Raw genomic sequence first — 23,303 nt, 5'->3', positions numbered from 1 at the left:
GAATTTTAAAATGAAGATACTGATAACGGGAGTAGATGGGCAACTAGGACAAACTTTAATACAAGTACTCAGCAGAACACATCATGAGCTATATGGTGTGAATCGAACCACGTTAGATATTACAAATAAAATAAGAGTTAGCTCTTATCTTGATAGGTTAAAGCCAGATGTAATTGTACACTGTGCAGCATTTACAAATGTAGATGGGGCAGAGAAAAATAAAGGACTGGCATATGAAGTAAATGTATTAGGTACCAAGTATATTGCTCAAGCTGCAGGAAGAATAAAATGTAAATTTGTATATATTAGTACGGATTATGTGTTTGATGGCGAAAAGCATACACCATACAATCTTGTGGATCATCCTAATCCATTAAATATATATGGAGAAACGAAATTGGCTGGAGAACATTTCGTAAAAAAATACACCAAGAAACATTTTATTATTAGAACGTCCTGGATATTTGGAAAGGGCGATGGTCACTTTATTGCTAAAATAGGAAAAATAGCAAGTCTATATGGTGAAGTACGTGTAGTAACAGATCAATTTGGCTCACCTACCTATGCAATAGATTTAGCAAACTTTATTGAGGAGTTAGTAGAGACAGACCAATTTGGATTATATCATGCGACAAATGAAGGAGTATGTTCGTGGTATGAGTTTGCAGTTGAATTTTTTAAAGACTTCAATACAGATATCAATATAATTCCTTTAACGACTAAAGAATTCCCACAAACAGCCAATAGACCTAAATATTCAGTGTTAAGCAAAGATTGCATTATCCTGAATGGATTAAAACCATTCAGACATTGGAAAGAGGCATTAAAAGAGTATAAGGAACAATTTAATAGTAGATAATCATTTTAATTTATATAAAATTAGCCAGTAACTATAGCTTTATTTTTTAGTAAGTTGCTGTTGAATTTTTAGAAATTTGTCGTTTATAAAGTATTAACTGTAAAATAAAAAACCACTACTTTAAGTAGTGGTTTTTTATTTTACAACTATACATTAAATCGTAACAAAAGCCATTATACATTCGCTGAAAGATTAACGGTACATTTACTATTTTAGCATAGTTGCATTCAAATAAATGTTCCAATCTAGTGAACTTTCAAGTTTGAAGAGATTTAGATAATACCTATTATGTAATTAATTCATTATTACAGATGGGCATAAATTAATAATTAGTATTTGAATTACTTTCCCTCAAAGAATCAAACAGGATTGCGGCAGCTTGCTATTACTATTTTCCCTTTGTTATCACGTATAATAACAAAGAATATTTTGATGGTAGTATAAATGATGCTTGAGAAGCAAACAGAAAAAACAATTTAAACATGTATAAACATTGAAATCATAGGAGTAATGCTTTAATAATTTGAAAAGCTTATTATGTAACAAATATTAATAATTAAAGATTATAATTTTTCACCAGTAGATTCCCTCCTAAACTTTCGTGAAGGTAGATAGCGACAGAGCCTTTCCAATTTATTTAATTATTTGATTTCAATGGAATATTATGTTAGAAGAGGGAATTACAAAGAATCTAGTCAAAAGTTTTTAAGCATTTTTATTAAATTATACTCTGCGGTCTATAACAGCAAACCTGTCACTCTAAATTAATAGCTTCAAAACAAAAAAAGCCGCTTACTTTAGTGGCTTTTTTGTGGGTAATGAAGATCAAATATTAAATTGAAACACAATCCGTTACGCATTCACTGAGAGGTTGACCGCTTACATTAATTATTTTAGCATAGTTGGATTCGATTGAATGTTCCAATTTAGTGAACTTTCAAATCCAAATTCGATCAGCACATGCTAATATAGTTGGAGGTTCATGGATATGGATAAAAATTACTTATTAATATTGGAACTATATGGTCTTCTAAATGTCGTTAGATTTATTATTACAGTTATTAAAGGGGTATCCTTAAATTGGCACCAATCTTCTTTTTCTATAGGATATATCTAAAATGAAATGAGAACAAAAATATTTAAAGAATTGTTCTCCTATATCCGGGAATACTCCTTAAGGAAGACTGACCAAAATGCTAAGGAGTTGTACACGATATGGAAAATGCAATTGGAATTGTATATAATGGACAATTTTATCAACTTTTACTTCATAAAAGTCCAACTGTTTTTAAAGAAAATATCAGACCAATGGAAGCGCGCTTACCACTACCTTTGATTTTCTCAGATGATCAAAATGGACAGATCGTAAATGTAGCCTATGTTTCTAATAAGCCTGAGGTAGTAGGGAATACCGTAGCATTATCAAGTGAAATGTTAGAGGTTTTACTTGGTAACAGTACAGAAGAGCCACGCTCCTTCTTACCAGGTACTGTAGGCGGGTCAACCAACGTTCGTTCTTAATACAAAGAACTATTGATTGAATTAAACTGCACGAGAAGAAAGCGAAATCTACATGAAAACGTTATGATTAAGCAGATGTTTTTTAGTAACGTATAATGAATTAACCAATACTATTAAATTAAGGCTGCTTTTGTACATTTAGTTGAAATTTCAAAAATCTATATGACAACAGCCTTAATTTAATATTGTCCCATTTTTTGTTTGATTAAGTAGAGTGCGTTGCAAATTCGATTCAAGAGTTTATTTTTTCTCAATTAATATGAGATAGAATAGTTTTAAATCAGTAATTAAAATTGTATTATCAATATATAATTAAAATATTATAAAGGAGATGAAGAATGGCAATTAGTATTAAGCAAACTGGGCCTACTTGTGGAATTTATGCAATGTTAAATGGCTTATACAACTTAAACAAGATTAAGAATGTTTCTAAGAAACAGACGGATGATGTAGTTTGTAACCTATTAAGTAAAAATGTAATAACAAAAAGAGGAAATGTCATTAATGGAAATACATTTTTAGGAGAATTTTTTGATTTAAATTTGTATAAAAAGTTTCTAGATAATAATTTGGAGATATTTAATCAAGTAACTGGATGTAAAGATATAAAATATGATGTAAGTATAAAGAACATAAAACATCTACATTCTAAAGAGTTAATTACGAAGTTGCAACATAATGAGTGTTTTGTACTTTTTAGTATATGTACATATAAACGTCTTACAAAGAATCATATAATTTCTCATTGGGTTTCTATAATTGGTTATGATAATGAAACTAGTAAATATATTGTAGTAGATAGTCTAAAAGGGAAAATCAAGAAATACTCACTGGAACGATTATATAAGGGAAATAACCGGTTGCAAGATGCACAGTTTCAATGGGAAAGTTTTAAAATTAGTAAATTAAATTATTTGGATAAACTATGTGGAATGCATCCTATTAAGAAGCAAGTAAAAGAACAATATGATAAGAAAAAGTTGTATTTAAAAGAGGGGATTATTAAGCATAAAGTACCTCATACATCAGGGGAAATGATAATAATTGGAAAATTATGATTGTTAAAAGGTTAATCTGGGTTATATAGAAATTGCAGCTGGTTATATAGTTAGTGGAGCAATAGTGAAATTATATATTATAAGTTTAGGAGTAAGAATATGAGTAAAATATTATTAAGAAGAGAAGATAATGCAAGAATATATAATATAGTAGATAAAATTTCCGCTAAATTAGGAATTAAGGATATAGTAGTCGTATATAAAAATAATTCCAAACTATTTTTTAAACAATATACTGGACTAGCAACAAGCAAAGGATGAGTATTACCATCAGTTTTAATTAGGGATGCACAGTTACATCCTCATGTATTTAAGGTTTTTGTTGGTCATGAATTAATCCATTTTTACCACAAAGAATATGGATCAAAACTGGCATATAAAAGGTAAGTTAGAAAAGAATTTAGAGGGATTAACGGTCAATGTGAAACCGCAGCCACGTCAACAACAAATTCAATTGCTGTTGAATAGTGATTATGATCTAGACGTTGATGTATGGGGGCCCAATATTCCTGATCCAATTACATTTTTAGATTTGTTCACGACAGATAGTACATATAACTTTGATAAGTATTCAAATAAACAATATGATGAACTAATTCATCAAGTAAAAACGAACTTAGCTGGTGATGAAGTAGCATGTTAGGAAGCGATGAAACAGGCTGAGAAAATCTTATTAGAAGATGAGGTGGTTGCCTTTCTATCAGCAGGGAAGATTATATTTACAACGTTCTTCAGTCAAAGACATAGTGACAAATGATTTCGGTGGAGAATTTAATTATAAGTGGGCTTAAGTGAAGAAATAACAAAAAGATAAACTAAGATATCTTGTTTCCGATAGAATGTTTTTTGAGTGGAATTAACTTTCTATCTCCACTTGACATCAGATGCTTTAAAAGCAAATTTCACTTTAGTAGGTTTTTTTACACTAGATATTTGTAAGAAATATTTACCACCTCTAAGGGGTTCAGCCGAGATACATGTAATTTTGAGTCATAGGCTGTATTTCATTTCCATTTTCTGATTATTGTGTAACAAAATGATTACCACAAACATTTTCCAAAAGTGCACCGTGCACTTCTTATCCTACTGGTAATTCAATTAAACCAGTAATTATTGTAATAAATGTAGATTTTCCAATACCGGATGTTCCCGTACCAACAATCATAATGTTTTATTCTTTATTTAAAACTTACTTTGCTGTCTATGACAGCAACCCTGTCATTCCCACATTTTGGATAGATTTCTTGCGAAATATGTACCTAGATTCGTATTTCAATTAAAATGTGATACGATAGTTATATATTCGTTTTGCTAGTAAAAGGAGATGAGTGTCGATGAAAAAACATATAAAAGTAAATGGAAAAATCCTTTAAACAAATAAAAAATGGTCACATCTCAAGCAAAGACAAAGACAACATATTTCTAATTGGTTACGTAGAGAATATACACAGTTTGTAAAAACACAGTTTGTAAAAACACATTATAGAAAACCTAAAAAGTATGAACATGATGAGATTCTTCATGAATTGATAAATCAAATACAGGAACGTGAAATTTGGATTCCTAATGGTGAAATAAAAAGATATTACCTAAGCAAAATAGGAGAATGGTTTAGAAAAATAGAAGGTGAATGGGAAATACAAATAAACAACCAAGAGATGTAGCAAGCATTAAAAGAAAAGTAGATGCAATTAGGGGGCGTATTTCATGTATAACTTACAAGAAGATATGTATGAACAATTGAAAGAAAGAAAAGGGGAAGTTACTGTAATTTTAATGAATGGTGTTCCAATACGTGGGCAGGTCCTTGCAATGGATAAATTCACCGTTCTTATGATCGTTCATGGTAAGCAACAACTAGTCTACAAGCAAGCTATTTCCACAATTCTTAAGTAATTCTTGTTCTTTTTTCGAGGAAAGAGGAACTAACAAAAAAAAAGAAGATTGATTTCAATCTTCTTTAGAAAAAGGAACAGATGACAGATTAGTACTCCAACTCATAATCAATTATAAATAAAGGTACATATATATTCAATACGTTCTGAATTTTCTCAATATTTTTATCTTATTTTTAAATTATAATATAAGTAATTCTTTTTATTATTATATACTTGTTCTTTCCTGTTGCAATTGCAGCCAATTTGATACACTATAAGTAAAATTGCCAGAAAGGTGATGAGTTTATGTACCAACAACAAAATAATAGGGATCGAGACCAAGAAATGATGTTTTCTATACAAGGAGTCCCAACAAATAAAGCTAACATGAATCAATTACCAAAATGGATTGGAATTTTTGGCTATGGTGCTTTTACTTTTATGGCATTAAGCGGTTTAGCGATGCTTATTTTAAGTATTTTTAGAAGTTAAAAAATATCTCAATTATAAATACAACTAGCATTTAAATACAAAATAAAGAAGAATCCATAATTCGCTGGATTCTTCTTTATTTATTTTTACTTGCTAATCCATTTGGAGATAATAGGATAATGAAAATCTTTCTCTTGTAATACATGTAAAATTCCTTTAAGGGGCCCGAAAGCTAATAAAATAGTTAGGACTATATAAATTGGGGCTGTCCACAATATCATGGACATATTACTCATGTTCATATCGGAATGGAACATAGAAAACATTAAAGTCCTCATTACAAAAGTATTCCAAATCAATACAATAATCCAAGTGAATAGCTGATAAACGGCTGTTTCAATAGCAATTATACGAAGTTTTTTTGATTTGAATATGAAATAAAAAATTAAGGGTATATAAAAAATTGTAATGCTAAAAAGAGTGAGAATGATGAAAGATAATAAAGTAATAATATGCATCATAAGTTCTAGTTTTTTTTCCTGAGATAAATTCATTTAGACTCCTCCTATATGTAGGCTTGATTCTCTTAAAGTTAACGATAACTCATTATAACACACCATCTAATGTAACAAAAAATGTTTTAATTGTTAGGTTTTGTTACATTTTTTATTTGGAAATATGAAATATCCTAACTATTAAATTTGCTTTAACAAAATACTGTATCAAAAATAATTCTTAACATTACTAGTAAAACACCTTTTTGTTACACCGAAATCTCATAATGGAAATAAAATACAACTTATGACCCGTTTTTACACGTATCTCGGCTAAACCCCTAAATAGTTTGGATTTTCATGTCTTTGTATAATAACCCCTATTAAAGAGAGTTTAAATTCTACTCTTATTTCTAATTAAAGTAGAATTTAAACTATATATTTTTTAGATAATAAATTTCGAAATTAAGGAAATTTATTATAGATTTTAAATCCATCGTCTTATCAAGGGGAATAATAAAAGTTCAGCAATGCAAAGTTGCTGAACTTTTATTATTTATTCTTTCCTATTCTTCCTAGACTATCTTTAATAGTTGTTTCCCCAAGTTGAGTGTATAACAAAGCTGTATCTTGACTGGTATGCCCAAGTTGCTGCATCACTTGTAATGAATCCTTTTCTTCCATATATAATTTATTTGCCAATGTATGTCTTAATTTATGAGGAGACATTTTTTTGCCAAAGGCTTTAGTATATTTTTCAACTATATCTTGGATAGCCCTAACAGAAAGAGGCTGTGCAGTATGTTTATACTTCGATAAGAATACATTTTGTAATTCTTTCCCTGGAGCATATTTGTTATCTCTAATCTCCATATATTTTTCAAGATCATTTAATGCAATTGGGGTAATCCAAACGGAATCTTCTTTGTTTCCTTTTCGGATTACATCAATTAGTCTTTCCTTTAAGTTTATATCTTCCATGCGGAGGTCGGCCAATTCACTTACACGAATACCACTACCAAGAAAGAGGGAGAGGATAGCTACATCACGCTCCTTATCTCTTAGGAAATAGAATAACTGATGTTTTGTTAAAGATTTTTCATGTTCGTACTTAACATAATTCAGAAATTCTTGATCATCATCATTATGGAATATTTTAGATCTCATACGTTTTGCACGAGCATTTAATGTTTCTTTATCTTTATGTATTTCAATTTTAGCCATTACATTTCTATAAAAATAGCATTCTCCATCTTCATTCTCTGATAGGGAGGTGAGGTACTTAAATAAAGACTTTAAGGCCGAAATTTTTCTGTTAACAGAGGAATTCTGCATGTTTTGTTGTAGTTTTAGAAACCTCATAAAGTTCTCAACATCTTTTTTCTTTAAATTCTCCAAATCAGAGAAGGATATGTCTTTAATGGGCTTAAATTCAATAATTTGTTCAGATAATAGCCAATTAAAGAAGACTCTAAAATCATATACATAATTTAGTAGGGTGGAGGGAGAGGCATCATGCAATTCTTTGTACTCCACAAATTCTTCTATGTAAAAGGGCATTTCATTTAAATTCTCATATAATTTTTTACGATGTACTGATTTTTGACGTTGTTTACTGTAATCCATAAAAATCACCTCATATATACTATAACAGAAAAAGGATGCGAACACAAGTTCGCATTAAATTCAATTTTTACACAGACTTATTTACATAATTAAATTATGGGATGCTAAAATATACTCGAAATTAAATAAGGATAGTGTAGTCATTCTAATAAAATTATAGATAAGAACGTGATAAACTTGTATTAAGCTATAAAAATTTGTACAAAAATCACATTCACAGGTGTGCAAAATAAAACAATTTTTATATATAAATTCATACAAAATGAATACACGAAAAATTTTTAACAGTTGTTATAAAATACGAATCGGTTAATTTAATCATGATTATAAGGAGTTAAATAGACCAACATAAGAAAAACCTTTATAAATTTAAATGTAATTTACTATAAAAATTTTGTAATGAGTAATTTAGTATTTGATAATTTCTATATAAAATATGAATCACATGGACATATACCAATATACGGAGATTGATGCTAATGAGTTCGAAATCCCTAAATACTGTATTAGATTTTTATTTATACATCTTATTGTTCGTAAAAACGGTATTTCGTGCGAACTTATAGATATTAGAAAAATAGGAGCTTTACTACCATCTTCCTGTTGTTGATTCGCCCTTATTTGTTTTCTAGATAGCGCTTAATATCCTTCTTCAGGGGCCTTACTGAATATGATGAAATCATACTCTCACCCTTTCATATATCAATTATGTTTAAGATATATACTCAAAAAATATAAAATGATATTGTGAACAGAATGAAATATATCAAAAAGTTAATTTAGAAAAAGCACTACCAAAGCCTTCAGCACTGCCTTTTGATTAGACGTACTACGATAATGAACGTCTATTTTCATCTATGCGTTTGCTCATGAATAGAATACAAATTATTATTTAACATAGGTTCTGTATGTTCTTTTTTAGCATAATAATGATATAATTCTATCTCTCTATCAAATTTAAAGTTTCACTTCGAAGTGTACTATTATCTTTAAATATTCCTTTATAGGTCGAAGTTATAGTCATTGAACCAGTTTTTTTCACACCTCTCATTGTCATACACATATGCTCAGCTTCAATTACTACAATTACTCCTTTTGGCTTTAGTTTCAAAAATTACATTAGCTAATTCATTGGTTATTCTTTCCTGCAACTGTGGTCTTTTGCATATGGTTTCTAAAGCTCTAGCTAACTTACTTAACCCAGTTACTTTTCCGTTATTAGGAATATAACCTATATGGGCACTCCCAAAAAAAGGTACCAAATGATGTTCACACATAGAATAGATTTGGCAAATTCCATCCGAATCTAGTCCTTTATCTAGACAAAAAAATCGTTCTAGTCAAAACTTTAAAATTGATAATTTATCTGTAGGGACTAAAGAATTAAAATGGATTATTGAGCCTTCAGAGAAAGATCATCCTTCTACTATCTCTTTCAATGTAATGATTGATGTTTCCTTGGGTACCGATTCTATTCGTTGGAAAAATATTTTACATAGATCTAGGACTGAGGCTTACACAAATACTAAATATTATATCGCAAGTCCAATTGGTGCCACTAGCAAATTCACTGTAAAAATATACGCTATTACAAATTAGAAAGTAAAAGAATCCCATTGGGGTTCCTTTTTGATGGAATACCATTGGGATTCTTTTCTGCTTTCATTTCGTAAACATTAGGATGGTGATTAAATTTATTAGTGTATCATTTAAATCATTAAGGGATTTATATTTGGAACGAACCTTTACTCTCAAAGAAAAGTTCAAAAATGTTAACTACATTTTCCCACTTATCATTTATTCAAAACTGGCTTCCAAAGCGATAGGGAAAAAATCCAATTTGTGTCACCATTGCCTTGATAATCTTGAACTGCTTCATACACTTTTCCCTCATGTACTACTCTATCACCTTTTGTATATGCTTTTCTTGCATCCCATTTTTCATATGTGAAATCCTCTGACTCTGTTATTACATTTAATACATCACTTCTACTAGATTCATTTCCAGCTAAATCTACCGCCGTCACTACATATTTATACGATGTATTAGCCTTTAATTCTTTATCCATAAAGGATGTATTATCCGTTGTCCCAATTTTATTCATAACTCCAAAGCTTTCTCTATATACAATATAATGGTCTACGCCTACATTATCTTCAGACGGACTCCACATCAAGTCAACAGTTGTTGCTGTTGTACTCATACTATGTAATCCTTTCGGTTGAGTCGGAGCTTCTATATCTGGGATTTCATTTGTTGTCTTAACCTTTAGTTCTTCACTTTCTTTTGATATGTTTCCAGCAGAGTCTAACGCCTTTATTGTATAGCTATATTCCGTATTTGCTTTTAGTTTTTTATCAATAAATGTTGTACCTGGTACCGTATCAATTACTTCCCCATTGCGTAACACTTGATATTCCTTTACATCTATATTATCCGTAGAAGCCTTCCATGTTAGTGCAACACTATTGGCAGTAACTTTAGACGCATTTAATTCAGTTGGTTGACTTGGAGCTACTGTATCGGGAGTTTCATTATTTACTAGATTTACATCAATTACATTATAAAACGCATTTGACGTATCTGCTACATCCCATACAGCTAAAATAACATGATAACCATTACGATCAGTTGGTACATTAATTGTATGTGTTAAATTATTTGATGCGGCAGAACCATCATGTTTCACAGTTCCAATTGGTTCTAATTCAGCACGTGTTAATGGTTTATTAGGATCCCATCCCTTTTTTGTAATGTAATAATGCCATTTACTTGTAGGATGTGCAGCTGTATATTTCCATGTAAAGGTATTTGCTCCACCCTTAATCGTGTTTTTGAACCAGCGATTTGATGTTTGTTGGTCAAGAATTCCTCCAAACAGTCCTCCTGCCGAAGCGATTTTTCCATCAATCGGTCCCCCATCTGGGAATCCTTTAGGTGCTTCTAGGCTTTGAGGTTCGTACATTATATTTCCACAATTTAAATTCAATGCTCCATAATTCTGACTACATAAAGCAGCACGACTACTTGGCTTTTCAACAAATCCATGTGCATAAGCACTTTGAGGAATCATAGTAATAGCCGTTACCCCTGCAGCTAAAACACAAGCACCAATTCCTTTTTTACTTTTTCTTAATCTTTCAAATTTAGATGTAAGTTTCAAATTCATTCTTGTCCCCTCAATATATTATTGTTATCGCTAATATAATAGCAATATAGAGATAAACGAACAAATTACTAATAAATATACTAATACCTCTCATACATGGGTACGTTTATTATTATTTTTAATCTCATATAAAAATAAAATAAATACAATAAGTCTATTTTGTAACATTATGTATTAATAGAGGAATGAAACCCCCGCTTAATTTCACAAAAAATTCAAACATTAATTTAAAGAATTATATTTAACCTTATGTAAAAAAAATACACTTTTAAAGTAAAAAAGTCTGGAAAGAACTAATAATATCAGTTTCTTCCAGACCTCACAATCCTATTATATAACTTGCAAATAAGTCATTTCTATAGCTAAATTCACACATATTTTCTAAACCTAAAAAAACACAATAAATAATCTACTTATATTTACATGGTGAATGCACACAAATCCTTTAATCTTAGACATTTACTCCTATAATCACATAACTACTGTAATTTATATATTGATTTGCTTCAGGATGTTCAAACTCATATCTTAAAATTACCAGGCAGAATGAACTACCCACCACTTAGCAAAACATAAAGTGGGAGATTCTCAGTTACACGACGAAATTAACCTTTCATTTCCCTGATCGTTTACCCAACTTAACTTTATAGTCCTTTTTAATAGTCATCTCCTACCCTGTTAATCCTTATTTTAAACAACTCATCAAGAGATTGATTATGTAAGATAAGAAAGAGAATTAAAAACCTGATTTTCCCCATAACATTCTAACAATTTATTGCATTATTTTTACCTAATAAGGTACAGAAGCAAAAGGAAAAACTTTAGTATGCTTGAGGTTTAACTAACGTTTTTAGGGTGAAACGTTTAAAGGGTACATTACTGAATTTTTATTAAATGTTCCTGTACCTAGTATTTAAATTAACTTATGTCAAACTATTTTACAATACAAGTGTTTAACGTTACATATTTCTATATTTAATGGTACATTTCATCAACATACCTCCCCTAATCTTTATGCTAAATATAGAAAATTAAGCTCATTAGGATTTATTTTGGGAATTCTCATCATACCAAATGAATAGATTAGGCACATAACTGTCACAAATTAATAGTTTATTTTTTTCAACCATGAAAACTTTATTACCACTTCAATATTTACTTTTAAACTAAAACCAATCTATAGCTATAGCTACTTAATAATCCTTTAAATACTCTTTCAAAAGTGTCGATAGCTTTTTATTTTTTTATTTTTTTATTTTTTTATTTTTTTATTGTACATTTATACATTTGATGTTAGGATTATGCCTATTAAAATTGAATCTTAACGATTCTTCTTTATAATTCCTATATTTTTATTAACAAATAAAAATATAGATTCTAAAACATGATCAAAATTAGAAAAAAATTGTCGTTATTTTATAATGAGGTCATGAAATACCTTTAGAATGGAATGATATATGCAACAACGTGTTAAGGGGTTACAGGGGGAACAAAAATGAGAGATTTTTTTGATGATAAGTATAAAAATATTGAATTAAAAAGGAGGTTAATCAATTTAATAAGTGAAATTAGCGAATTCAAAGGAAAATTAGCTGCTTATCAGGAACAAAATCCTGACATATTTAATAGTTTAGAAAAAACTATACCACTACATTACATAAAAAATTTCACTACTTTTTATGAGGATATAAAAGTTCCTAATAAAAGATTAAAAGAACTTATTTTAGATGATATAGTACCTCAAAATATTTCAGAAGATGCTATTTTTTGTTATTATCAAACACTTTCTTTTGTACATAAAAACTCCTGTACTTTACCAATTAATCCAGCAACTATACAGGAATTACATTTTCAACTAATACATTACCTTACCTCTGACAGTGCCAAATGGCGTGAAAAACCTTTTATTATTCCAGGTATTCCTGAGCATGGAATGCACTTGAATAGTTACCGCATTCTTCCGTACGAACTCATTCCACAGTTTATGGAGCAATTATGTGATCAATACAACTCATTAAATACTAGTAAGGGGCTACATTCACTTTTATTAATAGCTCGTTTTATATTAAATTTTTATTGCATAACCCCTTTCAATCAAGGTAATGGTAGGCTAGCATTTATGTTAATGCAGTTGCTGCTAATTAAGAGTGGACATACATTTGTAAAATATGTATGTTTGGATAAGTATATTAAGAAAAACGAATCTGAATATTACAATTCAATTTATAAATCTTCGGTAAATTGGTACTGCGAGGAACACAATAGTAGTTTTTGGTTAAAAACGTTTTTAACTATTATATTAGAGGCTTACAAAGATCTGCATAACACTGTTCTTGATTCTATATGTAAACATACTAAAGTCGAGAGAATTCAGGATTTTATACTTAAACAAAAACAACCCTTTACTAAGGAAAGTATTCGTAACAGATATCCAGACATTGCAGAGAGTACAATTAGTAAGGCTTTAAATTCCTTGCAATTATTTGGCCATATTAAGCTAGTCACAAAAGGAAGAAACGCAAAGTGGACTAAAGTTTGACCTTACTTTTAAAACTTTTACGGTTCAAAAATTCAATTATAACGTTATCAATAGTTTTTATGACTTTGGGCTCAATTTCATGGAATTTCATTTTAATTTTAGGCTATTATTATTACTTTAGTTATATCTAATTACTACAAAACATCTTATAGGAAAAGGTACGTTTCCCTCCACCTTTTCCTATAAAAATATGAGATATCAACGTATAAATATTGTCGGAAAAAGTCGTATTTTAATATTTTTTCTTTATTTCTTGGTTGTAAACGTTTCAATTTCATGTTACCATCTTAATCAAACAATAGATGGTAATAAAAATGAAAGTATTTCTTTCCCTTAGAAACATATAAACGTACGGTAATCTCAAGAAAATAAGGCCAAAGCAATATTTGATACCTACCAAAATAACTAATAGGAATTTTGCGCGTATTTTTTTCTGTTAATTCAGAAAAAACATTTTGTCCCTAAGCAAAATTTGTTAGCGCGTAAACTTTAATTTCACTAGAACACCCAAATAAATGTAATGTCTTTTTAATTGAGCATTAAGATATGAAAAAAGAATTCTTCCTACAAAATTCAGCTGATGAACTTGAAGACATCTAAATTACTACCTTAAACGCCATCTATTGTTGACAATATATTTACCAACTATGAAAAAGAGCCTATCAAAGGCTCTTTTTTGTTATAATCATTCAAATTTCAATTCTATCTTGATACTTAGATTCCCCCACAAATCACCTCTACTTTTTTGCTCTCAATTATTAATTTTCGTTACCATTTTGTTTAAATTTGTGAATAAAATTCCATCTTATAAAAATAATATATACAACTAATCGTTATATATTAAAGAGGTGTCAATTTTGTCTTTAAATGAAGAGAACTTAGAAATTAAAACAAATAAAAACATTGAAAAGATCCAAACAAGTAACTTAAAAGAACTTAAAAATACATTAGATAACATCTTTGATATTAGTGCAGATTTAATTGAACACCCTTTGCAATTAAAAACAAACACGAATATCTTACTATATTATTTTGAGGGCCTTACAGATGGTGTTGCATTAAAAAGCAATGTTGTTACACCATTATTACAAAACGTAAATGAAGACAGTCAAATATTTAATTCTAATATTATCGCTACTCATACCAAAATAGTATATACATGGAATGAAATTAAAGAAGGATTACTTGTGGGTCAATGTGTACTGTTTATGGAGGGAGAAAAGCGGTCACTTCTAATAAATACAAAAGGCTGGGCAGAGAGATCCATTCAAGAACCGATTTCAGAAGTTACTATTAAAGGCTCACATGATGGTTTTATTGAGAATGCCACAAAAAATATAGGCCTAATTCGTCGATATATTCCTTCTACAGAGTTAAAAATCAAAAAGCTGACGATTGGAGAACGAGCCACTTCTTCAGTCTATTTAATTTACTTAGGTGATGTAGCAAACGCAGATGTAATCAAAGAAATAGAAACTAGAATCTGTAATATTAAAACGGATGCGGTATTGAGTATTGGAGAACTATCTAATTTTACAAAGGATCAAAATTGGACTCCTTTTCCACAGGCTTATTTAAGTGAACGCCCAGACGCTATTTCAAATCATATATTGGATGGAAAAATAGCAGTATTAGTTGATAGATCTCCTGGCGCAATGATTGTCCCAATGAATTTAATTGGATTTTTTCAAACCCCAGATGACTATAATATACATTGGCTCATTGCATCATTTTTTCGTTTATTACGATTTGCAGGATTTATTATAGCGATTTTTTTACCCGCAATTTATATTGCTATAGTCTCTTTTCACTTTGAAATCATTCCTATAGATTTATACACTTCCATTGCTACGTCAAGAGTAAAAGTTCCTTTCTCTCCCCTGCTGGAAGCATTTATAATGGAAATCACACTAGAAATGCTACGTGAAGCTGGTATTCGCTTACCACAACCAATTGGACAAACTATTGGGATCGTTGGAGGGATTGTAATCGGACAGGCGGCTGTTCAAGCTGGGCTTGTGAGTAACGTTATGGTTATTATCGTATCTATTACAGCCATTGCATCATTTATTGTTTCTAATTACGATTTATCAAGTTCTATACGCCTTATTCGTTTTCCAATGATGTTATTGGCATACTTTTATGGCATTGTAGGCATTGTTAGTGGATTAATGCTCTTATTTGCTCATTTTGTTTCACTAACTTCCTATGGTTCACCATACGGAATACCAATCGCACCATTTCGTCTCCAAGAGTTAAAAGATTCTTTTGTAAGATTTCCTATTTCGATGATTACCAACCGTTCGAGTACAGGACAGCCGAAACAAAGAAAGAAAAAAGAAGGTGGTCAACATGGGGAATCTTAAGTTCCAAAACATAACTTTATTCGAATTTATTATTTTCATTCATTCGCTGCAACTAGCATCAGGAATGCTAATTATGCCAAGCCCACTTGCTACTACCGCTGGCACAGATGGCTGGATTTCTATCATCCTAGGTTGGATAACTACTTCAATAATTGGCGTATTTATTATATTAATATTACAAAAAAATCCTAACAAAAACTTCTCACAGATTTTAAAAACATACTTTGGTAAATGGCTTGGGACAAGTTTTCTTCTTTTATACGCCTTTTATCTGTTTTTTGCTGGCTTTAATACTTTATTAAAGGCAACTGATATTGTAAAAGTGTGGATATTCCCTTCCATTCCCGCTTATCAAATCACCATATTATTATTATTGCCTTTTATTATTTTAGCCCTGAGTGGGTTAAGGGCTCTTACTAGTTATTCTATGCTTGTTTTCTTCTTCACTACTTGGATGCCATTACTTCTTCTTTTTTCATTAAAGAGTATGTATGCTCCTTTACACCTACTACCTATTTTTAAAGATGGTATATACCCTATTGTAAAAGCAACGAAAGAAACCATTACCCCTTATGCTGGTTTAGAAATTGCATATTTTATTTATCCGTTCTTACAAAAAAAACAACAAGCTATTAAGGGACTACTAATTGCGAATACTGGAACCATGTTTTTCTATCTATATGTTACTATTCTTTCTTATATATACTTTAGTCCAGAGGGGATAAAAGACGTAATTTGGCCAGTATTTCATCTGTTAAAAGGGGTTCGTTTTTCTTTCATAGAACGATTAGAAATTATATATATTGCTTACTATTTAATTGTATTTTCCACTACAATATATCCATATTTATTTTTCAGTTTTGATTCTGTGACCATTTCACTTCAAAAAAATGCTCGCAATTGGGCGCTATTTGGTTTTTTGGTATTAATAGTCGGCTTATTTATTTTTCTAAATCCCAATGTGGATCAATATTTATTTATATATTCCCTTATGGATATCTTAAATGTCGTTTTCTTTATTGTATTACCCATCATATTTTTCGCTTACAGTATTCTTTTTACTTGGATTACTAGGAGGAAACAACTTTGATTCGAAAATGGATATGGATTGTAATTTGCTGTGTATATATAATTGGTTGTAGTCAGAGAATTCCTCTTGAGAAGGTTTCATTAATCCTGTTAATTGGCTTGGATAGAACCCCTAATGGAGACATAAAAGTTGGAACAAGCATACCACTCTTTCATCATAAACAGTCAAAAAGTACTATAGAACATTGGACACTAGCATCAACTGTATATACTGGATTCAGTAAGATAGATACGAAGTTAACGGGCTTTATGACAGCTTCCAAAGCTGAAATCATTTTAATTGGGAAAAAATTAGCGCAAGAAGCAAATTGGTTGCAGGAGCTTGATTCTTCTTACCGTGATCCTTACGCTACCATTAATGCTAAAGTAGTACTTGTAGATGGACCTGCAGAAGAAATTTTTAAAATTCACAAGCCTAGTAAACCATCACTTTCATCTTATATAAATGGTGTAATTGAATCATCCATTCAAAATAACCAATCCGTCTCTTCTACAATTCAACAATTAATGAGAGAACAAAATGAAGAAGGAATGACGCAAATTATTCCAGTTATTAAAAAAACAAAGAATGAAATTGACACGATAGGAATTGCACTTTTAGATCGACAAGGAAAATTTTTAACTCGTATCCCTAAAAAAGATGTTAAGTTCTTCAATCTTATAAATAAGTCAAAAAATACAGGCCGGATGATACTACACCTTGCGCTTCCTCCTAAAAAATCCAACAAAAAAACAAACACTTCCATCTTCGTACAGAATGCGACAAGGAAGATAGATGTTAATTTTAAAAACGGGAAGTTTGTATTTAATCTCGATATAAACGCTAATGTAGCCTTAGTAGAAAAAACCAATGCGAATTTAGATAAGGAGCATTATGATAATAAAAAAAACATAAAGAATTTAGAAAATGCTATCGGAAAAGAAATTAATAAGGAATTACAAAATATGTTGGATGAAATACAGCAGAATAAAATTGATCCAATCGGATTATCCCTATATGCTAGAGCCTTTCAATATAAAGAGTGGAAAAAAGTAAAAGATGATTGGTTGCAAGCGTTAGCAGAGGCTAAAATAAATGTAAAGACACACGTCAAAATAAAAGATACTGGGACCATTAGAAATTAATCTAGCATTTAATAGCATTTCTCAAAGGAATCACATATTGTTTTAGTGATTCCTTTGAAAGAATAATGCTTTGCTTTAACGAAAAGACAGTATATGCAATTATTCATTTATTTGTTCTAGTTATGAAAATATCTATTCTTGTCAAAAATGCTCAGTTCAAAGAAAAAATTCCTGTCTTCTTCTACTTATCCTATCCGAAAAGGAAACAAGGTAAAGTTTCGATAATTATGTTTTGCTTTAACAATTTTATAACTATCCCCTTCTTGTAGCTACTCCACTAAAGCTCCTGCATATATATTGAATCTCTGTTTTACTTTCTCCACTGGTGATTCATAAAAGCTCAAAAAGAGAATTCACTTTTCAAATCCAACCTATCGAATCAATTATTGTCTAATAATACCACACCATCTTTATCAACTCCTTTTAGAATATTTGAACAATAATTTTATATACAAGCTCTGCATAAATTCTTCATTTTCATTTATATAAGGCCTATATTTTTACTTCTGATAAATTATCAAATATTGAATTATTATACACAAACCTAAAAACACGAGGTGTTTTGTAGAATTTTGTCTATCAATATGTATGTACACCCTTATGTAGTGGATATAGACTGTGAGGTGTAAGGAGTTACCTTACAAAATAATGAAAAGGAGATTATAAAATGATTAGATTAACGAAAGTCTCAAAGTTAGCATTTGCAACATTAATTGTGGGAAGTAGTTTAAGCGTCTTTATGTCGTCACACAGTGTACAGGCTGACACCTTAGATCATAATTACCAAGACACTCAAAAATTCATACCACCTTCTAGTGCTAAGCAAACATTGGAACAAAAAAACAATATTGTTCCAGAATCAAAAGTTATTAAAAACCATTATGTAAAATATTCTAAAGCACATTTCCAAACTAAAGAAAGTATACCAAAAGAGATTTATTATTCTTCAGAAGGCTTTAAGGGCTATATACAAGCAAGTACCGTTTGGGATATGGGAGATCATTTCGCAACGCTATATTCCGGAACCGTTATTCGATGTTAGACTTTTAATCTCTTCTCTCCTAATGCTTATAATGATCAATAGCTCACTGCCAATAATGTAATATCTATTCTTCAAAAAATAAACCACAAAATCTTTTGATTTCATGGTTTATCAAATATAAAGATAATGCTAAATATATACTCTAACATTACCTTCCCCAAAGTTAATAATAGAGTATTTTCTCAAAAAAGACACTATTGTAGTGTCTTTTTTATATTATTTTGATTTACTCCCATCTTACTTTTGTTAAACTCATATATGTAATAATACATATTCTTTGGATTGTATATTATGATATACTCTCATTGTGAGCTGATACATAATTTCTTTAGATTGGAAAACTAAAACCTCGTTTACCCAATTTGGTGGCGCCTTATGGCGTCTTTTTTTTACTATTAAAGTAAAAAAAAGGACCGTAATATCATTGTTAAAAAAATTGTATACTTTAACAAGAATTCCAACTACTAACCCTTATTTTTTGCGGCTATTTATTTGTTTCAACATAATAATTTTTCATCTCGTATATGCAATAGACAATAATAGCTAAACTCCAACTGAAACCATAATAATCATGTGTGTAGAAGTCATAACCTGCCTTAATACCTTTTTCCATTACATCTAACGTAAATCCTAACGCCACCCACTTGTTAATTTTCAACTTAATATACGTTATCGCTATAATTATTAAAAATAAAATATTTGTAAGGTAGTTTATCATTAGCTCATATTTTTGAATGTATACTGCCATTATACAAGCAACGATATTACTCACAATGCCCAAGATTATATATTTTTTTCAGTTCAGATTATGTTAAAAATTCTTAAGTTGTTTATTTCATATTTGAATTATGGTTTCATATCTAATTCAGAAATATTTGAGCTGTACCCCAAAAGAAAAGGCACTCAAAAGGTGTCTTTTCTTCTTTTAATTTAAAAAACATTTTTCTTTTTCAAGAAGATTCAACTATTTCACTAACCTAAACCTCTTATTTAAAGATAATTTGATCATGGTGCTCTAGTTTTTTCGTCTATATCAGCATGTAAATTTTCACTTCAAATCATATTTCTATCAATATATTTGCTTTCTAAAAGATTTTCTGTCTTGTTCTTAATTTTGTCAAAATCCTCATATAGCTACACAAAACATATATGCTATTATGTTTTTAAGAAACTATGTGTTCCCTTAACTCTTTATCCGGCCCTGTATTTTTTACAGGGTCTTTGTTTATTTTATTTACTTTCGGCTTATAAGAGTTAATACAAACCCCATTTCAATTAGAATAGTTTATATATTAGTGAGAATTTGAAATGATAAATCTATTAGCTTTTTTGACAATTATAATCTAATACTAGATTTCTAGATGTATACTACATTAAACATCAGTTAACACTATAAACATAGTATTAATTATATTAATTGAATATTAGTAATAGTAAGTATAAATATTATCAATTTACTATATCTTACATTTATGTAAAAGTAGATGTATGTTAAGCTTTTTCAAAATCTTTCCCCTAATAAAGATTTGAAGTAGCATTTCATGATTCTCCTTACTGTTAATATGCCTTGAAAAAGAACCCAATAGGGTTCTTTTTCTTCTCATTACATCCTCAGTAATTATTTATTTAACATACAAAAAGGACTGACAATTACTTGCAATCCTTTTTACACCTTAATATACACTTGTATTAAGTACTTAACTCTTTATTTAGCATGCATATGAACTAAACCAGTCATTATTATTTATATATAAAACACTTCAAAATTTAGAAATACACAATAACAAATCTTTCCCAACTTCCAGCTACATAACTATTAGCAGTTAATTCTCTACCACCATTTGCTGATATAAATCTACCATTACTTAACGCTTGTAATACATATATCCTATTGTCTCCACCATTATATAAGATAAATTTTTCCCATGCTCCAATTGATGTACGATCTGCTACTACTCTACCATTTGGCTCAAACGAAACGTACTTTCCATTACTTTTTGCTTTTAAAGCAAACGTATATAATTCCCCAGTCGGAATTAATTCGAATTTCTCCCATTCATTAACTGCACTACGATTTGCTACCACATTTCCCGATGGCTCAGCAGACACATATTGTAAATTTGCAGCTTGTATAGCAACAGTCCAGCTTCCATTAAATAGATTCACACCTTTTAGTGAACTTACATTTGATTGGTTGGCTGCCAATGCATCATTTGATGGGGTTATCATCATTATCATTAAAACCATTGGCAACACCATTAAAACTAACTTTTTAAAGATATTATTACCATTTGCATGAGTTATGAACCTCTTCATTCCTATTCCTCCCTTTATATTTAGCACTCATATACATTATACCAAATATGTAAAATTATGTAATGGAAGAGGTTCTTTATCAACAAATACCTTATTATTCTGTTTCTTTTTTCTCAAATATATAACATCTAAACATCAATCGGTTCTCAAACATATTTTTAAAATTAATTTCGCTTTATTTTAAATAAAAGCCAAATAGCCCGTTCATAATGAACGACTAAGCATCTAACTAATAATTTGAATGTTTTTCATGTTAATCTATTGAATTTTCCTTACATAATGAATTTGTTCATATAGTTACCCTTCTTTACGATACTCTTAATAGTATGCATTTTTATAGTTAATAATCATTATATAAAAATTATATAATACTATATAAGTAAAGACTATTTATACAATGGAGGTTTACACTATGAAGAATCTACTAGAGTTTTTTACCCATCCATTTATTCAATATCCATCCTTGCCAATATTCAATATTCATGCGTCGAGAAAACATTAACACACATGAATAATTAGCTGATATATGAATAGGTGAATGGCATTGCCACGAAGGATAAAACAAAATGTTTATTGAGTATAATCTTAAATAACTATAAATAAAAATATTTTTAGAATTAGCCCTAATATAAGGAATATAGATACTTATTTTACTTTCAAAGGCTGAAACCTTGCTGAATAGCTACTGAAAATAAACATAAGAAAGACGTTCTAGTCTATATGGATTAGAACGCCTTTTCACTTTACTTCATACAAATACTGATTTTTCACTTATTCATTTTGCATTGCACTTAAAAAATCGATAAATTCATCTTCATTTACAGGTTTACTGTAGTAATATCCCTGAATTAGATAACTCGCATTACGTTGTAAGACTGTTAATTGTTCTTTCGTTTCTACCCCTTCTGCTATCACTTTCATGTTTAAAGTATGAGCTAGCGAAATAATGGTTTGTATAATTTCATCTCCATCAGTAGAAGTTCCAATCCTATTAATAAATTCTCTTGGGATTTTCAAAGTATCAATTGGATAAAGAGGCAGATACGCTAGTGAAGAATAACCTGTACCAAAATCGTCAATTGATAAATGTACACCATATGATTTTAATGCTTTTAGCTTCGATAAGGTTTCTTTTTCATCTACCATTGCTATTCGCTCTGTTAATTCCAAATCAATCGAATTAGCAGGTACTCCTATCTCTTCTATAGTAGATATCATTGTTTGAACAAAATCTTTCTGTTCAAACTCTATAGCTGATAAATTTATCCCCATCTTTAGATTTGAAAAACCCGCGGAATGCCATTCTTTCAGTTGTCGACACGCTTTCTGTAACGTCCACTTCCCAATTGAAATAATCTGCGCCGTTTCTTCTGCGATAGGTATAAACTCAAAAGGAGAAATTAGCCCAAGTTCTGGATGTTGCCAACGTATTAAAGCCTCTGCACCAATAACCTTACCTACCTTACTATCAATTTGTGGTTGATACAATAAAAACAACTCATTATTTTCAATTGCATTTGGTAAATCCTGTTCTAATCGTAATCGACGGGTTACTTTTTGAGATAATGTCTCGTCATACATACAAACAGCATTGTTACCTTTTTCCTTTGCGCTATACATGGCGATATCAGCGTGTTGTAAAAGTGTAGTAGTATTTATTCCTCCAAATGGATATACTGCTATTCCTATACTAAGAGATAAGTAAAAACTATGCTGATTTACTACAAATGGTTCTTCAGTTATACGAAATAGAGTTTTACACAAATCCAATAGCTGTTGCTCTGTTTGG

17 protein-coding genes and 4 pseudogenes are annotated in these 23,303 nt (G+C 30.0%); 14 read left to right on the top strand and 7 right to left on the bottom strand.

What is annotated here, in order from left to right:
- Nucleotides 1–10 precede the first annotated feature (10 nt).
- The 8 genes and pseudogenes from rfbD (at nucleotide 11) to ACTFN4_RS27870 (ending at nucleotide 5,807) form a co-directional block, all read left to right on the top strand.
- The gene (gene rfbD / locus ACTFN4_RS27905; protein WP_439963117.1) at nucleotides 11–859 is read left to right on the top strand and encodes a dTDP-4-dehydrorhamnose reductase; all 849 of its coding nucleotides are present in this window, start codon (nucleotides 11–13) and stop codon (nucleotides 857–859) included.
- 1,215 nt (nucleotides 860–2,074) lie between these two features.
- Nucleotides 2,075–2,380 (top strand): hypothetical protein, encoded by a 306-nt coding sequence (locus ACTFN4_RS27900; RefSeq protein WP_439963116.1) that lies wholly within the window; start codon nucleotides 2,075–2,077, stop codon nucleotides 2,378–2,380.
- A gap of 338 nt (nucleotides 2,381–2,718) precedes the next feature.
- Nucleotides 2,719–3,438, top strand: coding sequence for a hypothetical protein (locus ACTFN4_RS27895; RefSeq protein ID WP_061660215.1), 720 nt, complete (start codon nucleotides 2,719–2,721; stop codon nucleotides 3,436–3,438).
- Nucleotides 3,439–3,537: 99 nt separating this feature from the next.
- Complete coding sequence (locus ACTFN4_RS27890; RefSeq protein ID WP_439963115.1) at nucleotides 3,538–3,699, top strand: hypothetical protein; 162 nt, start codon at nucleotides 3,538–3,540, stop codon at nucleotides 3,697–3,699.
- 118 nt (nucleotides 3,700–3,817) lie between these two features.
- A pseudogene (locus ACTFN4_RS27885) lies at nucleotides 3,818–4,229 on the top strand (peptide ABC transporter substrate-binding protein); the annotation flags it as partial.
- A gap of 543 nt (nucleotides 4,230–4,772) precedes the next feature.
- Nucleotides 4,773–5,102, top strand: a pseudogene (locus ACTFN4_RS27880) (transposase).
- Nucleotides 5,103–5,145: 43 nt separating this feature from the next.
- A complete protein-coding gene (gene hfq / locus ACTFN4_RS27875) occupies nucleotides 5,146–5,334 on the top strand; it encodes an RNA chaperone Hfq (RefSeq protein WP_341290929.1) in 189 nt (62 codons plus the stop codon).
- A gap of 287 nt (nucleotides 5,335–5,621) precedes the next feature.
- Complete coding sequence (locus ACTFN4_RS27870; RefSeq protein ID WP_050845511.1) at nucleotides 5,622–5,807, top strand: hypothetical protein; 186 nt, start codon at nucleotides 5,622–5,624, stop codon at nucleotides 5,805–5,807.
- An 86-nt stretch (nucleotides 5,808–5,893) separates the two neighbouring features.
- Here the strand turns inward: ACTFN4_RS27870 and ACTFN4_RS27865 are convergent, their stop codons facing one another.
- From ACTFN4_RS27865 to folE, 3 genes and pseudogenes are all read right to left on the bottom strand, one after another.
- Nucleotides 5,894–6,301 carry a hypothetical protein gene (locus ACTFN4_RS27865; protein WP_053513828.1) on the bottom strand — a complete coding sequence of 136 codons (408 nt, stop codon included), beginning with the start codon at nucleotides 6,299–6,301 and terminating at the stop codon, nucleotides 5,894–5,896.
- Between the two features lie 492 nt (nucleotides 6,302–6,793).
- The gene (gene xerS / locus ACTFN4_RS27860; RefSeq protein WP_016078424.1) at nucleotides 6,794–7,867 is read right to left on the bottom strand and encodes a tyrosine recombinase XerS; all 1,074 of its coding nucleotides are present in this window, start codon (nucleotides 7,865–7,867) and stop codon (nucleotides 6,794–6,796) included.
- 940 nt (nucleotides 7,868–8,807) lie between these two features.
- A pseudogene (folE, locus tag ACTFN4_RS27855) lies at nucleotides 8,808–9,150 on the bottom strand (GTP cyclohydrolase I); the annotation flags it as partial.
- A gap of 1 nt (nucleotide 9,151) precedes the next feature.
- Between folE and ACTFN4_RS27850 the strand changes: the two are divergent.
- Nucleotides 9,152–9,466: pseudogene (locus tag ACTFN4_RS27850) on the top strand (phosphatidylinositol-specific phospholipase C); the annotation flags it as partial.
- 194 nt (nucleotides 9,467–9,660) lie between these two features.
- Here ACTFN4_RS27850 and ACTFN4_RS27845 read toward each other — a convergent pair.
- A complete protein-coding gene (locus ACTFN4_RS27845) occupies nucleotides 9,661–11,037 on the bottom strand; it encodes a lytic polysaccharide monooxygenase (protein WP_173600902.1) in 1,377 nt (458 codons plus the stop codon).
- Between the two features lie 1,495 nt (nucleotides 11,038–12,532).
- Here ACTFN4_RS27845 and ACTFN4_RS27840 point away from each other — a divergent pair.
- From ACTFN4_RS27840 to ACTFN4_RS27820, 5 genes are all read left to right on the top strand, one after another.
- Nucleotides 12,533–13,576, top strand: coding sequence for a Fic family protein (locus ACTFN4_RS27840; protein WP_439963114.1), 1,044 nt, complete (start codon nucleotides 12,533–12,535; stop codon nucleotides 13,574–13,576).
- An 857-nt stretch (nucleotides 13,577–14,433) separates the two neighbouring features.
- The gene (locus tag ACTFN4_RS27835; protein ID WP_439963113.1) at nucleotides 14,434–15,942 is read left to right on the top strand and encodes a spore germination protein; all 1,509 of its coding nucleotides are present in this window, start codon (nucleotides 14,434–14,436) and stop codon (nucleotides 15,940–15,942) included.
- Nucleotides 15,929–17,032: a GerAB/ArcD/ProY family transporter gene (locus tag ACTFN4_RS27830; protein ID WP_439963112.1), complete on the top strand. Its 1,104-nt coding sequence runs from the start codon at nucleotides 15,929–15,931 to the stop codon at nucleotides 17,030–17,032. The genes ACTFN4_RS27835 and ACTFN4_RS27830 overlap by 14 nt, the downstream gene beginning before the upstream one ends.
- The gene (locus ACTFN4_RS27825; RefSeq protein WP_439963111.1) at nucleotides 17,029–18,156 is read left to right on the top strand and encodes a Ger(x)C family spore germination protein; all 1,128 of its coding nucleotides are present in this window, start codon (nucleotides 17,029–17,031) and stop codon (nucleotides 18,154–18,156) included. The genes ACTFN4_RS27830 and ACTFN4_RS27825 overlap by 4 nt, the downstream gene beginning before the upstream one ends.
- Before the next feature lie 667 nt (nucleotides 18,157–18,823).
- Nucleotides 18,824–19,198 carry a hypothetical protein gene (locus ACTFN4_RS27820; RefSeq protein WP_439963110.1) on the top strand — a complete coding sequence of 125 codons (375 nt, stop codon included), beginning with the start codon at nucleotides 18,824–18,826 and terminating at the stop codon, nucleotides 19,196–19,198.
- Between the two features lie 484 nt (nucleotides 19,199–19,682).
- On the opposite strand, the gene ACTFN4_RS27815 is transcribed toward ACTFN4_RS27820, so the two are convergent.
- The 3 genes from ACTFN4_RS27815 to ACTFN4_RS27805 form a co-directional block, all read right to left on the bottom strand.
- Nucleotides 19,683–19,946, bottom strand: coding sequence for a hypothetical protein (locus ACTFN4_RS27815; RefSeq protein ID WP_439963109.1), 264 nt, complete (start codon nucleotides 19,944–19,946; stop codon nucleotides 19,683–19,685).
- Nucleotides 19,947–20,965: 1,019 nt separating this feature from the next.
- Nucleotides 20,966–21,514: a fascin domain-containing protein gene (locus ACTFN4_RS27810; protein ID WP_086401798.1), complete on the bottom strand. Its 549-nt coding sequence runs from the start codon at nucleotides 21,512–21,514 to the stop codon at nucleotides 20,966–20,968.
- Between the two features lie 771 nt (nucleotides 21,515–22,285).
- Nucleotides 22,286–23,303 (bottom strand): putative bifunctional diguanylate cyclase/phosphodiesterase (locus ACTFN4_RS27805; RefSeq protein WP_439963108.1); only part of this gene is annotated, 1,018 nt, incomplete at its 5' end.

Source organism: Bacillus cereus group sp. MYBK95-2 (assembly GCF_051915225.1).
Taxonomy (GTDB): Bacteria; Bacillota; Bacilli; order Bacillales; family Bacillaceae_G; genus Bacillus_A; species Bacillus_A cereus.
The sequence above is the reverse complement of the archived record's forward strand: the minus strand, read 5'-3'. Positions and strand labels throughout refer to the sequence as shown.

Excerpts from the sequence above, each read along its gene's own strand:
- ACTFN4_RS27900 (WP_439963116.1), top strand. The coding sequence starts at position 2,075 with ATGGAAAATGCAATTGGAATTGTATATAATGGACAATTTTATCAACTT.
- ACTFN4_RS27840 (WP_439963114.1), top strand. The coding sequence starts at position 12,533 with ATGAGAGATTTTTTTGATGATAAGTATAAAAATATTGAATTAAAAAGG.
- ACTFN4_RS27870 (WP_050845511.1), top strand. The coding sequence starts at position 5,622 with ATGTACCAACAACAAAATAATAGGGATCGAGACCAAGAAATGATGTTT.
- ACTFN4_RS27820 (WP_439963110.1), top strand. The coding sequence starts at position 18,824 with ATGATTAGATTAACGAAAGTCTCAAAGTTAGCATTTGCAACATTAATT.
- ACTFN4_RS27865 (WP_053513828.1), bottom strand. The coding sequence starts at position 6,301 with ATGAATTTATCTCAGGAAAAAAAACTAGAACTTATGATGCATATTATT.
- ACTFN4_RS27895 (WP_061660215.1), top strand. The coding sequence starts at position 2,719 with ATGGCAATTAGTATTAAGCAAACTGGGCCTACTTGTGGAATTTATGCA.
- xerS (WP_016078424.1), bottom strand. The coding sequence starts at position 7,867 with ATGGATTACAGTAAACAACGTCAAAAATCAGTACATCGTAAAAAATTA.
- ACTFN4_RS27830 (WP_439963112.1), top strand. The coding sequence starts at position 15,929 with ATGGGGAATCTTAAGTTCCAAAACATAACTTTATTCGAATTTATTATT.
- ACTFN4_RS27845 (WP_173600902.1), bottom strand. The coding sequence starts at position 11,037 with ATGAATTTGAAACTTACATCTAAATTTGAAAGATTAAGAAAAAGTAAA.
- ACTFN4_RS27890 (WP_439963115.1), top strand. The coding sequence starts at position 3,538 with ATGAGTAAAATATTATTAAGAAGAGAAGATAATGCAAGAATATATAAT.
- rfbD (WP_439963117.1), top strand. The coding sequence starts at position 11 with ATGAAGATACTGATAACGGGAGTAGATGGGCAACTAGGACAAACTTTA.
- ACTFN4_RS27810 (WP_086401798.1), bottom strand. The coding sequence starts at position 21,514 with ATGAAGAGGTTCATAACTCATGCAAATGGTAATAATATCTTTAAAAAG.
- ACTFN4_RS27815 (WP_439963109.1), bottom strand. The coding sequence starts at position 19,946 with ATGGCAGTATACATTCAAAAATATGAGCTAATGATAAACTACCTTACA.
- hfq (WP_341290929.1), top strand. The coding sequence starts at position 5,146 with ATGTATAACTTACAAGAAGATATGTATGAACAATTGAAAGAAAGAAAA.